The 14155-nt window shown below is 70.4% G+C and carries 15 protein-coding genes and 1 pseudogene; 10 read left to right on the top strand and 6 right to left on the bottom strand.

The window, feature by feature from the left end; translation table 11 throughout:
- The first annotated feature begins 6 nt into the window (after positions 1–6).
- The 3 genes and pseudogenes from ACH45N_RS27365 to ACH45N_RS27375 all read left to right on the top strand — a co-directional run.
- Positions 7–390 carry a hypothetical protein gene (locus ACH45N_RS27365; protein WP_397399349.1) on the top strand — a complete coding sequence of 128 codons (384 nt, stop codon included), beginning with the start codon at positions 7–9 and terminating at the stop codon, positions 388–390.
- 45 nt (positions 391–435) lie between these two features.
- Positions 436–972: a hypothetical protein gene (locus ACH45N_RS27370; RefSeq protein ID WP_397399351.1), complete on the top strand. Its 537-nt coding sequence runs from the start codon at positions 436–438 to the stop codon at positions 970–972.
- Positions 973–1004: 32 nt separating this feature from the next.
- Positions 1005–1853: pseudogene (locus tag ACH45N_RS27375) on the top strand (ADP-ribosylglycohydrolase family protein); the annotation flags it as partial.
- A gap of 123 nt (positions 1854–1976) precedes the next feature.
- Here the strand turns inward: ACH45N_RS27375 and ACH45N_RS27380 are convergent.
- From ACH45N_RS27380 to ACH45N_RS27400, 5 genes are all read right to left on the bottom strand, one after another.
- Positions 1977–2669 (bottom strand): DUF1963 domain-containing protein, encoded by a 693-nt coding sequence (locus tag ACH45N_RS27380; RefSeq protein WP_397399516.1) that lies wholly within the window; start codon positions 2667–2669, stop codon positions 1977–1979.
- Positions 2670–3014: 345 nt separating this feature from the next.
- Positions 3015–4661 carry an alpha/beta hydrolase gene (locus ACH45N_RS27385; RefSeq protein ID WP_397399353.1) on the bottom strand — a complete coding sequence of 549 codons (1647 nt, stop codon included), beginning with the start codon at positions 4659–4661 and terminating at the stop codon, positions 3015–3017.
- A 92-nt stretch (positions 4662–4753) separates the two neighbouring features.
- Entirely contained in the window at positions 4754–5452 is a 699-nt protein-coding gene (locus ACH45N_RS27390) for a response regulator (protein ID WP_397399355.1), read from the bottom strand.
- Positions 5449–6624 carry a sensor histidine kinase gene (locus tag ACH45N_RS27395; RefSeq protein ID WP_397399357.1) on the bottom strand — a complete coding sequence of 392 codons (1176 nt, stop codon included), beginning with the start codon at positions 6622–6624 and terminating at the stop codon, positions 5449–5451. Before ACH45N_RS27395 ends, ACH45N_RS27390 begins: the two co-directional genes overlap by 4 nt.
- Positions 6621–7625, bottom strand: a complete 1005-nt coding sequence (locus ACH45N_RS27400; protein WP_397399359.1) for a GlxA family transcriptional regulator — start codon at positions 7623–7625, stop codon at positions 6621–6623. Before ACH45N_RS27400 ends, ACH45N_RS27395 begins: the two co-directional genes overlap by 4 nt.
- 123 nt (positions 7626–7748) lie before the next feature.
- Here ACH45N_RS27400 and ACH45N_RS27405 point away from each other — a divergent pair, with 123 nt between their 5' ends.
- The 5 genes from ACH45N_RS27405 (at position 7749) to ACH45N_RS27425 (ending at position 10991) form a co-directional block, all read left to right on the top strand.
- Entirely contained in the window at positions 7749–8711 is a 963-nt protein-coding gene (locus ACH45N_RS27405; RefSeq protein WP_397399361.1) for an NADP-dependent oxidoreductase, read from the top strand.
- A 112-nt stretch (positions 8712–8823) separates the two neighbouring features.
- A complete protein-coding gene (locus ACH45N_RS27410; protein WP_397399363.1) occupies positions 8824–9396 on the top strand; it encodes a hypothetical protein in 573 nt (190 codons plus the stop codon).
- Positions 9397–9499: 103 nt separating this feature from the next.
- Positions 9500–10168: a hypothetical protein gene (locus tag ACH45N_RS27415; protein WP_397399365.1), complete on the top strand. Its 669-nt coding sequence runs from the start codon at positions 9500–9502 to the stop codon at positions 10166–10168.
- Positions 10144–10692 (top strand): hypothetical protein, encoded by a 549-nt coding sequence (locus tag ACH45N_RS27420; protein WP_397399367.1) that lies wholly within the window; start codon positions 10144–10146, stop codon positions 10690–10692. The genes ACH45N_RS27415 and ACH45N_RS27420 overlap by 25 nt, the downstream gene beginning before the upstream one ends.
- On the top strand, positions 10689–10991 hold the full coding sequence (locus tag ACH45N_RS27425) for a hypothetical protein (RefSeq protein ID WP_397399369.1): 303 nt from the start codon (positions 10689–10691) through the stop codon (positions 10989–10991). Before ACH45N_RS27420 ends, ACH45N_RS27425 begins: the two co-directional genes overlap by 4 nt.
- Before the next feature lie 14 nt (positions 10992–11005).
- Here ACH45N_RS27425 and ACH45N_RS27430 read toward each other — a convergent pair whose 3' ends face one another.
- On the bottom strand, positions 11006–12559 hold the full coding sequence (locus tag ACH45N_RS27430; RefSeq protein ID WP_397399371.1) for a TIR domain-containing protein: 1554 nt from the start codon (positions 12557–12559) through the stop codon (positions 11006–11008).
- 181 nt (positions 12560–12740) lie between these two features.
- Between ACH45N_RS27430 and ACH45N_RS27435 the strand changes: the two genes are divergently transcribed.
- Together ACH45N_RS27435 and ACH45N_RS27440 are read left to right on the top strand one after the other, a co-directional pair.
- Positions 12741–13661: an HIT family protein gene (locus tag ACH45N_RS27435; RefSeq protein ID WP_397399373.1), complete on the top strand. Its 921-nt coding sequence runs from the start codon at positions 12741–12743 to the stop codon at positions 13659–13661.
- A 185-nt stretch (positions 13662–13846) separates the two neighbouring features.
- Positions 13847–14134 (top strand): DUF1330 domain-containing protein, encoded by a 288-nt coding sequence (locus ACH45N_RS27440; RefSeq protein ID WP_397399375.1) that lies wholly within the window; start codon positions 13847–13849, stop codon positions 14132–14134.
- The last annotated feature ends 21 nt before the right edge of the window (positions 14135–14155 follow it).

Consider the following 14155-nt stretch of genomic DNA (forward strand, 5'->3'; position numbering starts at 1 on the left):
CCTGGCATGCATGTACATCGGGCCTTCTTCAACCCTCCGGCACTGCCGCACGACGAGGTGGCCGAGACGCTCGAGCGGGCGCTCGGCGACCATGCCTATGAGGGAGAGGCGGCGGATGCCCTGGTCGGCAGCGCCTTGAACGACAACGACCGGGAGTTCGTCGAGCACTGGTGCATGCGGGTCGGGACGCGGGCCGTGCCCGGCAGCCCGTTGCTCGGGCTGGCCGGTCTGTGTCTGGGACACACCGCGCGAAGGTTCGGACATCTCAGCGCTGAGGCTGTCGCGCTGGTGCACTCCTTGGCGGCGCGTGCCGAGGTGGATCCGGTGGACGTGGACACCCGGGCGCTCGACGGTCTCGACGACGTCAAGAGCTACCTGTATCTCTGGTGAACTGACGGGCGACGACGTGTTGAGTTGCTTCGGTAGTCTCGCGCCGTGACCGGATATGAGTCTGTCGAAGTGCGCGATGACGAGTACGACGGCGGACAGCATTACAACCGTCTCCGAGCCGAGATCCGTGAACTCCCGGCCCGCGAGCTTGAGCAGTATCTGCTCGCGTTGTCGCGCCTCATCGATCAGCGAAGCATGCGCTCCATGGACGAGGAGCTGTTCTTCGACCTTCTCAGCAGCGCCTTCACGGCTGAGGCACCGGAGTTCGATGAACGTTGGCTGGCTTCGGCGAAATCTCCGGGCTGGCCAACGGAGGATGGCTTCGCCGATGGCGGGCTCGAATACACCCGTGCAGTCATACGGTTCCAGGCTGCGGAGCTGCACCGGATGCGCGGCAAGCAGCTCGCGGACGAGATGCGGTCTTTCGGCGTCTGGTCCGAGACGCGCCACCGCTGGTACAACTTCGATCCCCATTCGTTGCTGGAATGTGGTGCCGCCGGCCTGTGGGACGGGGAACAGCCGGTCGTTTGGAGTTGGGGCCTGGTCGGTGAACTTCTCGAAACTGGCCGCATCTACGAATGAGTGTCGCTTCGTTCTCCTGACATGATCTGCGGGTGCCACGCAGCCTTGACCCGACCATTCATCCCGAGCAGCGAGTCGCACTGTGCGCCGACAGCCTTGCCGGATTGTCGGTCGGCGACGCGCTCGGTGCTCAGTACTTCGTCCCGACCAACGATCCGACCCTGCTCCTCGGGGATGGGATTGTGCCGACCGGCCCGTGGCCCTGGACCGACGACACCGATATGGCCTGCACGGTCGCCACGGAGCTGATCCAGAACGGTGAGATCGACCGCGACAGGATCGCGCAGGACTTCGCGCAGCGGAGCGATCCCTACCGCGGTTACGGCGCCGGCGCTGTCCAGGTGCTGCGTCAGATCCGCGACGGCGTCCCGTGGCAGAAGGCCACCGTCGCTGCGTTTCCCGTCGGGTCGTTCGGCAACGGCGCCGCCATGCGCATCCCACCGCTCGGCGCGTACTTCGCCGGTGACCTGAACCGCGCCGCAGAGCAGGCGATTCGCGCGTCGGAGGTGACCCACGCGCATCCGGAGGGGATCGCCGGGGCTGTGGTCGTCGCGGTGGCGACGGCGTTCGTGGCGAGTGCGACGATCGCGAACGTCGTCCCGAAACCGGACGAGGTGATCGACAGTGTCGAGCCGTACCTGCTGTCCGGCGCGACGGCCAAGGGTGTGGTCGACGCGCGCGACCTGCTCGGTGCGTCGGTGGGCGAGGCCGCCTGGAAGCTCGGGAACGGGTCACGCGTTTCGGCCCAGGACACCGTCCCGTTCTGTCTGTGGGCCGCGGCCACCTGTCTGACCGACTACCCCGCGGCGGTCAAGGCCTGCGTCGAGGCCGGTGGAGACGTCGACACCACCGCTGCGATCGTCGGCGGGATCGTGGGTGCGTACACCGGGCTCCGTGACCGGGACGGCGTCGTGGGCGTGCCGAATGCGTGGCTCGGCCAGCGGGAAGCGCTGCCGAATGGGTGCCAAACGAGGTGTCGCGCTCCGAGGGCTGAGGGGCTCAGCTCAGCAGCTCTGCATGACGAACCGGGTGTTCGACAGATCGCCGCGCGCGAGGTCGTCAGTGTGGGCGAGCCAGTAGAGCGTGCCGACGTCGCCCCACTGGGCGCCGTCGTAGGAGTCGACCTGGAAGAGCAGCACCCACGGGTCGGTCCCGTCGGCTGTGGCTACTTCCGGTTCGAGCGGACGACGGCGGACCTCTGCGCTCGCCGCCTCGACCTCGACCGGGCCCTGGACCGCAGTCGCCCAACCGCCGACCTGGTGTCGGGCGAGCGGGCCACGCAAGGCCTCAAGGGCGTCGGAGAACTCCGGGGCCTGCACGGGGTGGTCCAGCCAGGCCCGGTAGTCGGCGTCGGCGTCGACGCCCAGAGCCATCGGCAGCGCCGGGTCGAAGGTGTCGGGGGCCGTGACGACTTGCCGGGCGGTCAGCGTCTGCTCGCCGTAAGCCGATGCGCCCGGAGGTGTCGGGCGGAGCGTGCCGTCGGTCGGGAGGTGCAGCACCTGGTAACTGTCCGGCTCAGAGCCATCGGCGAAGTCGTAGTCATCGCTCTTGTCCAGCACGAAGAACGCGAGCCGGCCTCCGACTGGTAGCCGTAGGCCGTGGTTGAACCTGGTCGCGGCCCACCCAACTGGGCGACGACGGTGTCGTCCGGTTCGGCCGGGACGAGGGCAACCGATGGGCGCACGATGCGAAGCCACGCCTCGGCGGTATCAGCGTCGAGGTGCTGGTGGGCGAGCCTGGCGACGTCGTCGAAGGTTCCGGACACGACGGGAACCGTATCGGGTGGATCCGGGTCGGAGACCACACCGGCTTCCCGTTCGGGACAGCACCGGGGAGAGACCTGCGCAGCCGAGGGGGTAACGGAGACGTCACATTGCTACGTCTCCGTTACCCCCTCGGCTGCGCAGGTCTTTCCCCGGCCCGACGCCGCGCCCCTGTGTGCGCCGTCACGACCTCGACCAGGCCCGGGTCGCGATCGCCCGACCGCAGACCTGGTGTCGGGGGAGTGGACCGCACCGGGGAGGTCCACCCGAACGGGACGGTTACCCGCCCGCCGGCACCCGCGTCGTCCCCGCCGGTACCGCCTCGCAGACCGTCCCGTCGTCCGGCAGCACGCCGTCGATCAGCGCGGCATCCACCGCGGAGTCGATGCACGGCCCGCTCGTCCGGTACGAGGTGTGGCCCACGCCCGTCCGGGTGAGCAGGACGGCGTCCTCCAGGCGCTCCGTCATGGCCTGCGCCCAGTGGTACGGGGACACGTTGTCCACCTCGCCGCCGACCACCAGGATCGGCGGGGCGCCGGCGCCGGTGAGCTCGTCGGTGAAGCGGTCCTCGTTCGTGGCCGGCCAGAACGCGCAGTTCAGCGCGCTGTAGGCGGCCCGGCTGCCCAGGCGGTCGCCGCGGGCCGCGATCTCGCGCGCGGCGGCCCGGTGGTCGCCCAGGTTCCGCAAGGAAGGCCAGTCGGCGCAGCGGACGGCGGTGTGCGGCTCCTGGAGGGTGGCGAACGGTCCGCCGAACGGCGCGACCGTCACGTTCGAGACCAGGAAGTGCAGGAACGTCCCGTTGCCCTGCTGCGCGGCGAGCAGGCCCGCGGTGAGCGACGGCCACAGCGTGCGGACGCCCGCCGCGGCACGGACGCCCTCCAGCGCCATGGCGCCGTCGAGCGTGCCGCCGGGGGTGAGGCCCTCGACCGGCGGGACCTGCAGGGGCTCGCGCTCCAGGTCGGCGATCAGGGCGTCGAACGCGGCCTCCGGGTCGCCCTCCCCGAAGGGGCACGCCGCCACGCCCTCGGCGCGGCACGTCTCGAACCAGAGGTCGAGCGTCTCCTCGTTGGACCGGGCGACGTCGTCGAGCAGGCGGAGCGGGTCGTTCTGCCACAGGTCGGTGTCTACGGGCGCGTCGATCACCATCTGGCGCACCCGGTCGGGGAACAGCGTGGCGTACATGGGGCCGACCACCGTGCCGTACGAGGCGCCGTAGAACGTGATCTGCTCCTCACCGATCGCGGCGCGCACCTGGTCCAGGTCGCGGGCCACGTTGTCGGTGGACATACTCGCCAGGAACGCCCGGTCCTGGTGCGTGGCGCAGCCCTTGTCGAAGGTCCGGGCGTCCTGGACCAGCCGGCCGAACGGCTTGCCGCCCGGGACGGTCGGGTCGCGGTCCTCGGCCGCCTGCGCGGCCCGCTGCTCGTCGGTGAGGCACCGGACGGCGTCCGTCTCCCCGACGCCGCGCGGATCCATGCCGACGACGTCGAAGCGCGCTACGACGTCGGGCGAGAACGGGCTCGTCTCGCTGGTGGGGTCGATGGACCGGACCATGTCGGACGCCGGCACGCCCGGGCCGCCCGGGTTGATGAAGAGGCTGCCGATGCGGCGGTCGGGGTCGGTGGCGCGGTGCCGCACCACGGCGAGCGGGATCTGCTCGCCGTCCGGCTCGGAGTACTCCAGCGGGACCTCGACGGTGGCGCAGTCCAGGCTGGGGCCGCACTCGGCCCAGTCGATCGGGGCGGGGGTGGGGGCTGTCGTTTCGAGGGCAGGCGGGGCGCTCGGCGAGGCGGGCGAGCCGCTCGCGGCGGACGCCGTCAGCGCGCCGCCCGCGCCGGAGGCGCACCCGGACACGGCCAGGGAGACGACGGCGAGCACGGCGGCTATGCGTAGCGCGGCGTGCGGGGAACGGGTTGATCCAGGCATGCGATCGACCCTAGGAACGCCGTCCGACCTGGGCTATCGGCCGATGGGTCCGGACCCGCCGACCGAAGTCGGAGCCGCCTCGCGCAGGTCGGTCATTCCGGTCGGTCGGGGGAGTCGAGCCCCGCCTCCTGCACCAGCAGCGCCACCTGGACCCGGTTGTTCAGCCCGAGCTTGGCCAGGATCGACGACACATGGGTCTTCACCGTCGTCAGCCCCAGGAAGAACCGCGCCGCGATCTCCGCGTTCGACCGCCCCGCCCCGATCTCGATCGCGACCTCCCGCTCCCGCTCACCGAGCGCACCGAGGCGCTCGCGGGCCGTGGCGCGGCGGCCGTCGTCGTCCGACTCCGCGACCTTGGCGATGAGCCGCCGCGTCACCTCGGGCGAGAGCACGGGGCGCCCCCGGGCCGCGTGCCGGATGGCGACGACGAGCTCGTCGGGCGGGGTGTCCTTGAGCAGGAATCCCGCCGCCCCGGCGCGGAGCGCGCGCAGCACGTGGGCGTCGGCGTCGAAGGTCGTGAGCACCATGACCTGCGGCGCGGGGGAGTCACCGCGCAGGATCTCGGTCGCGGTGAGGCCGTCCGTGCCCGGCATGCGGATGTCCATCAGCACGACGTCGGGGTGGTGACGGCGGGCCAGCTCGACCGCCTCGGCGCCGTCGCCGGCCTCGGCCACGACGCGGAGGTCGGGGGCGCCGTCGAGCATCATCTTGAGGCCGAAGCGCACCATGGCGTCGTCGTCGGCGATGAGGACGGTGATGGTGGGCTCGTCGCCGGATGCGGGTTGGGTCACGTCGGCCAGGGTAGGCGCAGGCGGACGCGCCAGCCGCCTCGGTCGGTCGGGCCGTGGTCGAGGGTGCCGTTGACGAGGCGGGTGCGTTCGTCGAGCCCGCGGAGTCCGGTCCCGGAGCCCTGGGGGTACGGGGGCGTGACGGCCGGGCGTGCGTTGGTCACCTCGGCGACGACGACGTCGTCGGGCCGCCCGCTGATGCGAACCGTGACCGGCGCGCCCGGGGCGTGCTTGCGCGCGTTGGTCAGGGACTCCTGCACCATGCGGTAGAGCGTGCGGCCCTGCACGTCGGGGATGGTGCGCTCGCCGGTGGTGAGTCCGGCGTCGTCCTGGAGGGTGACTTCCGTGCCTGCTGTGCGGGCCTCTTCGACGAGTTCCAGCACGTCCGGGACTGCCGGTAGCGGCAGCTCTCCGACGGGGGCGCGGAGCACGCCGATGACGTCGCGCAGGTCCTGGAGGGCGCGGTGCGCGTTCTCGCGGACCACCTCGGCGGCGCGGCCGACGTCGTCGGGCGGCGCGGTGCGCGCGTAGGCGAGGGCGCCGGCGTGGACGCTGAGCAGGGAGAGGCGGTGGCCGAGGACGTCGTGCATCTCGCGCGCGATGCTCTGGCGGGCCTCGCGCTCGGAGCGCTCGGCGCGGAGCTGCGCCTCGACCTCGGCCGCCGCTGCGCGTTCGCGCAGGGAGGTGAGCAGGGCTCGTCGGTTGCGGATGGTCAGGCCCCAGGCAACGGTCGCGGCGTGGCCCAGGACGATGATGACGAAGACGGTGAGGGGCGGCGTTGTCTGGTCGGGCCAGAGGAGCTGGTAGGTGCTCAGGGCGGTGATGCTGATCGCGGCCACGGCTGCCGCGGCGCGGAGCGAGCCGTGGAGGGTGACCGTGAAGAGGGCGACGATCGCCGCGCCGGTGACCGTCTCGGAGTAGACGCTGGCCGCGGCCAGGGCGATGCCGATCTGGACCGGGTACTTGCGGCGCCACCACAGGGCGATGCAGCCGAGGAGGCCGGTGAGGCGGTCGGCGGTGAGAAGGGCCGTGGGGAGCTGGGGTGTCTCGTTGGTCTGGATCTGCCAGGAGATCAGGGCCAGGGCGAGGGCGATCGCGATGAGGGTGGCGTCGGTCAGGCGGGCGCGCAGTGGCTGCCGGGGTGGGGGCGCGTGGGCGGTCGTCGGGCCGTTCATCGTGATGAGCCTAGGACGACGTCGGCTCGCGCCGTCGGGTCTGGCGCGTTGTGGGCCCGACGGTAGGCCACGGGGGAGAGGCCCAGGGAGGTGTGGAACTGCTTGCGCAGCGCGACCGGGTCGCCGAAGCCGCATGCGACGGCGATCCGGGCGATGGGCAGGTCGGTCGTCTCCAGGAGCAGGCGCGCGTGGGCGAGCCGACGCTGGTTCAGCCACTTGAGCGGGCTGGTGCCCGCCTCGCTGCTGAACCGGCGGGTGAAGGTGCGCACGCTCATGTGCGCGTGCCGCGCCATGTCCTCCAGCGTGATCGGCTCGGCCAGCCGCCGCAGGGCCCACTCGCGGGTGGCCGACGTCGAACGGTCCGTCTCCCGGGGGACGGCGTGCTCGATGAACTGTGCCTGCCCGCCCTCGCGCCACGGGGCCGCCACGCACCGGCGCGCCGCGGCCGCGGCGACGGCCGCCCCGTGGTCCCGGCGGACCAGGTGCAGGCACAGGTCGATGCCCGCGACGCCGCCGGCGGACGTCAGGATGCGCCCGTTGTCGACGAACAGCACGTCCGGATCGACCTCGACGTCGGGGAAGAGGTCGGCGAAGGTGTCGCACAGCGTCCAGTGGGTGGTGGCCCGCCGGCCGTCGAGCAGGCCGGCCGCCGCGAGCAGGAAGGCCGAGGTGCACAGGCTCACGATGCGGGTCTGCGGCCGGACCTGGTCCAGGAGCGCGGCCAGGTCGTCCGGCAGCGTGCCCGTCGCGAGCAGGTGCTCGCCGGGCTCCTGGGTGGCGATCACCACGGTGTCCGCGGTCCGCAGCACCGACTCGTCGTGGTCGACGACGATGCGGAAGTCCTCGTGCGTCCGGACCGCCCGGCCCCCGGGCGAGAAGGTGCTCACGGTGTAGAGCGGGGTCCCGTCGGCGGCGCGTGCCTCGTTGAACACGCGGGCGGGGATGCCCAGGTCCAGCGGCAGGACGCCGTCCAGCGCGAGAACGGCGACGTGATGTGGCATGGCCAGAATGGTACGACAGGTGACCTTCAGGCCACTCACCGGACGCCGTCGGCGCGCTCCAGAGTGGGTCTCGCCGGGCGTCGGCCCGGCGATCGACCTTCAACGGACAGTGAGTGAGTGGACATGAGCGAGGACACGATGCGGGCCGTCACCATCAGGGAGTTCGGCGGACCCGACGTGCTGACCGTCGAGCAGGTCGCCCGGCCGGAGCCGCTGCCGACCGAGGTGCTGGTCCGGGTGCACGCCGCCGGGATCAACCCCGTGGACTGGAAGACCCGCGCGGGTCAGGGCATGGCCGGCCTGCAGACGTTCCCGGCGATCCTGGGCTGGGACGTCTCCGGCGTCGTCGAGGAGGTGGGCTTCGGCGTCACCACGCTCGCGCCCGGTGACGAGGTCTACGCGTTGCCCTGGTTCCCCCGGCCCGCGGGTGCCTACGCCGAGTTCGTCACGGCGCCCTCGCGCCACTTCGCCCGCAAGCCGGTCTCGATCGGTCACGTCGAGGCCGCTGCCCTGCCCCTCGCCGCGCTCACCGCGTGGCAGGCGCTGGTCGACACCGCCGGCGTGCAGGCGGGGCAGCGGGTGCTGGTGCACGCGGCGGCCGGCGGCGTCGGGCACCTGGCGGTGCAGTTCGCCCGGCACCTCGGCGCGGAGGTCGTGGCGACGGCGAGCGAGTCAAAGCACGCCTGGCTCAAGGAGCTGGGCGCCGACCAGGTGATCGACTACACCCGGCAGCGGTTCGAGGACGTCGCCGGCGAGGTCGACGTGGTGATCGACCTGGTCGGGGCTCATGGCGATACCGATGCGCGGTCGGTGGCGGTGACCCGGCGTGGCGGGTTGGTCGTCTCGATCCCTGGGGGCGTGTCCGAGCGGCTTGCTTCTGTGGCTCGTCGGGCTGGGGTGCGGACCAGCGCGTTTCTGGTGGAGCCGGATTCCGCTGCTCTGAGGACGATCGGCGGGCTGGTCGACTCCGGTGTGGTTCGGGTCGAGGTGGAGCGGGTCTTCGCGCTGGAGCAGGTCGCGCAGGCGCATCGGGTGGGGGAGGGCGGTCGGACTCGGGGGAAGCTGGTGCTGGACGTGGCCGCCTGAGGGCTGGGGCTCGCGTTGGGTGGCGTGGGAGGATCTTCGGCGTGTACGAGGGCGTGCTCGAGATGCACCGGACCGCGGCGTCGTGGCCGACCCCGTGGCGGCGGGGCCGGCGATGAGATACGTGATCCGGGTGGAGGAGGCCTGCCTCGAGGTGCATGGCGTCACCTGGCTCTCGCCGCGCGACGCGAGCCTGATCAGAGGGCTGGTGCTCGACGTGGGCGTACCGCTCTCGAATTCCATGCCGGTGTTCGCGCTCATGGGGCCGGGGCGGCAGAACCTGGCGGAGGGGCGGGTGCCTATCGCCGGGTTCCCGAACCTGGAGCGGGCTCCCGTCGTTCGAACGGGGATCTCGATGGGACCGGTCTCTGTCGAGTTGTCCGACGTCGGTTCGATGCCTGCCCTTGAGGTGTCTGCATGGGAGGACGTTGCCGAGTTCAGTGTGCTTGTCCGGGACAAGCCGGCTTATCTCGGCGGGTTCGGCCAGGACGATCGGGATGTTCCGCGCATCGGGACGGCGGGACCGGGCTGGTACCGGCTGCTCGTCCACACGCGGGGGCGGTCGGTGGCGCCGGACCTGGTGGTGGCGGAGCCGACCGAGGAGTATTGGTGCAGGTGTGGCGGGCGGGGCCGGGGGAGCCGGTGGCGCTCCCCGGATCGGTTGTCGATTCGTAGGCTGCGGCTTTGAGCGGAGGGCGGTCGGTGCTGGTCACCAGGGGTGTCGGCGCGTCGCTACGCTCGGTCCTCGTGAGTCGACTTGAACTGGCTGCTCGGCGCGGCGTGATCTGGTCGTGAGCGACGTCGACCTGCTGATGGCGCAGTGCCCGTGGCTCGCCCTGGAGGGTGCCGACGTCGGTGTGTCTGAGCCGCATCGACCGGTTGAGCTGGTCGGCATGCCTGTCCTTGCCGGATTGCTCTCCGCGGCCACAGTTACGCCGGTCCGGCTCGACGGCGTTGATCACGAGCTGTTGGCGTGGGGACCAGCTGCGGAACGTCGGGGCTGGTTGTGCCGACCGCCTGTGCAGGACGGCGACGCGGACGCGCCGGAGGCGTTGCGGGCTGTGTGGGCCGCCACGGGTGGGATTATCGAGCATTTCGGGGTGGTCTCTGACTCGTGGTGGTGGCTCAACTGCGGCGACGTGCTGACGCGTGAGGCGGTCGGCTGGTCGGTGGAACAGATGCTCGGCGCGTACGAGTGGATGTGGGCCGACGAGGGGCTGCCTATACCGATCGAGGCGGCCGACTATGTGCCGGTCGCCGGCGAGGCGAACGGGAACCTCACCCTCGCGCACCGTCGCACGGGTGAGGTCATCTGGTTCGCGCCGGACCATTCCGCGTCAGGCGTCACGGTCCTGCCGGGTTGTCCCGAGTACTCCCTGTACACCTTCGACGGCGTGCCGGATCTGGCCTCGTGGGTCGAGGAGGGCGCGGCGCAGTGGGCGAGGTCGTGGTGTCGCTGAGCGAGCTGGAGCAACGGCTCGTGGCGCCGTTCTACCTGCCGATGATGGCTGCCGGTGCTGCCGGGCTGGAGCCGGAGCTGCGTGACGAGCTGGTGCAGGTAAGCGCGACCGTGACGCTTGAAGAGGTGCGCCAGCTGCTCCGTTCGGGGTGGATGTGGCGGCCCTTGGTCATGGGTACGTGGTTTGCGCTGGCGGTGCCCGGCGACGAGATCAAGGACGACGTCGTGACCGCGATGGCGTCCTCTGCCGGCGGGCTGACGGCGCCCCCGCTTGCCGCCGTGAGTGCCCTGCTCGCTGGTGCCGAGGCGATCGGTGCCATGCAGACCTGCGCGGAGTGGATCGGCGACCCGGCGCGCAGGGACGGGTCGTATGAGGTGGTTGCTGCTGCGATCGCGCACGTCGGTGGTACGCCGCCTGTTGTTGCGTCGCCTTCTGCTGTTTCGGACTTCCGAGAGCTGTACCAGCGTGCTGACGAGTTGCGTCATGCGTTCCGGGCTGCCCGGGGAGGGGTGGCGCTGCCTTGATCGACGACGATGACGAACCGGGGTGGGAAGGCTTCGGTGTGGAGGGCGATCCACATGGACGTCGGCAGGGCGTTCTCGACGAGCTGATGCGTGAGATCGGTCGTGGACACCCGCTGTATGGACGCATCGTCCGGGTGGAGGCGTTCTTCAGCGCTACCGACGATGTGATCGTTCGGCTTGATGACGGCACGTTCGCTCATGTTCATCCGACGTGGAGCGGACGGCGTGAACGACCGGGCTACCCCGCGGTGACCGTTCTTGGGTCTGAGCGTGCAGCCCTTGAATTCATGGCCCGGTGAGGTTGGCGTCGACGTCAGGGCGTCCGACGTAGCCGCAGGGCGTTCGGGGAGATCTCCTGCGCCGCGGCGAGCTTCTCCAGCACGAAATCCGCGACCTTCTCCATCGGCTGGTCCTGCAGGCTGAGGAAGCCGAAGGTCGCGGGCAGTCCGACGATGGGTGGCCGGTTCCCGACGAGGAGGGGGAGCAGATATTCCTCGGTGCGCTTGCTCGCCGCGTTCCGTCCGACCTCGTACTCGAACGTCGTCCAGTCGCGCTCGGGGTAGTCGTCGGACAGGCAGATGATCATGAACTGTGCCTGCTCCCCGTAGATGCGGGCGAGCCCGCGGCGCAGGTCCTTCCCCCAGAGTTCCGCCTGCTGGTTGTAGTCGTAGAAGACCTTGATGTGCCGGTCCTCGAGCACCTCGACGAACTTGTCGACGACCGGCCGGTCGTTCCCCGCGAACGACACCGCCACGTCGTACTTGTACTTGCGTCGACGGGGGACCACCCCGGAGCTGACCCGGGTGAGGTCGAGGTGGTCGAGGTAGAAGCGGAACGCCGGGTCGTCGATCCGGAGGGTCCGGTGCTCGTAGGTCAAGGTCTCGTCCAGGCCGCTCTCCTCGATCAAGGTCGGGAGGACGTCGATGGCGCGGTTGAACGCACTCCTGACCCGGCCTCTGTCAGCCGGGTCGGCGATTCCGACGACTGCGGCCTCCAGTTCTTTGTAGGCGGTGCGGAATCCCGGGCTGGCTGCGGCGCGCTGGACGAGCTTGAAGTAGACGTCATGCACGGAACGCCGCCCCTGTGTCAGGTGGACGAGACTGCGGATGTAGCGACCGTCGAACTGCTTGGCGATCTGCGGGGTGACGACGGCGAGGTCGATGGGGACCCGCTGCGGCTCAGCGGCCGTCCGCATCACGTCGGCCTCGACACAGGCAGCCCGGCAGATCGCCTGGAAGATCGACGGCGACCCCCTGGCGGCCCTGATCGCCGCTCCCCGGCTCGCCTCGTCGAACCGGATGTTGAGGGCGCGTTCCCCCTGGGTCATGAGCGTTTCCATGAAGGTGTCGCTCTGCGTGCCCAGGTACCAGGTGTCGTTCCGGATCGCGAGCTCCGGGTCGTGGCCGAGGATGGCGTCGCTCGTCTTGGCGATCCCGATCATGAAGAGGCGGATGCCGCTCTCGTGCCAGAGCTTGAGGCGCGAGGCGAGCTGGGTACGCGCCTTGAGCGAGAGGCGGTGGACGTCCTCGATCTTGATCAGGTCGAAGTCCCGCAGCCGCTGCTCTACCGCCTTCACCGTCCGCCCGACGCCGAGCTCGGCGCCCAGGACGGTGAAGATGCTCTGCGCACTGGTGTGGGCCCGCGCGTTGAAGGAGAGAACCCGGTCCGCGTCGAACTCGGCTGCTGCGAGTGCCCGCTCGGCCACGGTCGACTTGCCGCTCCCGGACGGTCCGACGAGCGTGACGTGCTTTCCCGGCGTCAGGAGCGAACCCTTGAGTCGTTGTGCTTCGGCCGGCGCTACGTAGGTGACGCCCGACGCCTGCGACTCGTTGAAGACCTGGGCTAGCTGGTACACGTCCCGCGTCATCGCACTCCTCTGACCTGGGTGGAGATGCCTGGTGCCCGTCATCCTTCCCGACCGGCGTCGTCCGGCGCCACCACCAGTCGGCAGGTGTTTCCGCCATGAGAACCGTCTGGAAGGATCGTCACGAAGGTGACATCCGGGACGCGGTCGGCAGTGACGCCCGCGTCCTGCCCTGCGCGGAGAGGTGCCGACCTTGACGACGTCCGACAGGTGCTCGTTCTGCAGGATCGTTCGCGGGGACGATCCGGCCGCCCGCGTGATCTACGAGGACGAACACGTGGTGGCCTTCTTCCCGACCAAGCCGGCGGTCGTCGGGCACGTCCTCGTCGTTCCGCGCCGTCACGTACCGGACATCTGGGCGCTGGACGAGAGCGAGGCCGCCTACCTCGGGCGAGTCTGCGTGCGGCTCGCCGGCGTCGTCAGAGAGGCGCTCCGTCCCGAAGGCCTCAACGTCATCCAGTCGAACGGTGCGGCCGCCACGCAGACGGTGTTTCACCTGCACGTACACCTCGTGCCGAGACGGGCCGGGGATGCGATGGGCCGCATCTGGCCCGCCAGGCCGAGGTACTCGGAGGCCGAGAAGGACGAGGCATGGTCGTTGCTGCGCGCGGCATGCCAGACCGGGGTGGCCGTGGGTGACGGACCGAGCGGTGAGGACCGGCGCAAGCATCTCGAGCTCGTCCAGGCCGTCGTGACCCGTATGGCCGGCGCCTCGGCGAACGTGAAGACCTGGCTGCTCCCGGTAGTCACAGCCCTGTACGGGTTCGGCGTGACCGAACGGTCCGCCGGCCTGGCGCTGCTCGGGCTGGCTACCGTGCTCCTGCTCATGTACATCGACGCGAACTACCTGCGCGTCGAGCGGGAATACCGGCAGCTCTACGACGCTGTCGCGCGGAACGCTGCGCCTGTCAGGGCCTTCTCGCTGGACCCTTCCGGTGTCGCCGTGCCGGGGCGGCCTGGTGCGCGGCCGGGCCGGCTGGCGGCCGCGCGTAGGGCGTGGCTGCCGGGGTGGAGCGTCTGGAGGTCGTGGTCGATCCTGCCGTTCTACGGGGTGCTTGCGTTGATCGGTGTGGTGATTGCGATCAGTGGGGTGTGGTGGGGCTGATGCTGGGAGAGGACTCGTCCGGCGGGTGGACATCCGCAGGCTTCCGGTCGACGTCGTGTGATGGCGCCACGCGGTCGGCATCTCTGACCAGTCGCTATGCTCGGCGACCACAGGCGTGAGATGGATTGATGGGCTGGATGCCTCATAGACACGCCTCACCAGAAGCCGTTCGAAAGGGCCCCACCTTGAGTGCTTACGTCGTGTTCTTCAAGGAAAGCACGCACGACCAGTCCGAGGTCGACGCCTACCTGGAGCATGTCGGGAAGTCGTTCGAGGGGCACGACGCGAAGATCCTCGCTGCCTATGGCGAACAGCAGGTGCTGGAAGGCACCGCACCCGAGGGCGTCGTAGTGATCGAGTTCCCGACGGCGGCCGCAGCGCGTGCTTGGTACGACAGCCCTGAGTACCAGGCTGCGGCGGAGCACCGGTTCAGGGGAGCGATCTTCCGCGTCGTTCTTGTGGAAGGTGCCTGAGGGGCTGATGCCTCGGCACCG

The sequence above is a fragment of the Promicromonospora sp. NPDC019610 genome (assembly GCF_044389365.1).
Lineage (GTDB): Bacteria > Actinomycetota > Actinomycetes > Actinomycetales > Cellulomonadaceae > Promicromonospora.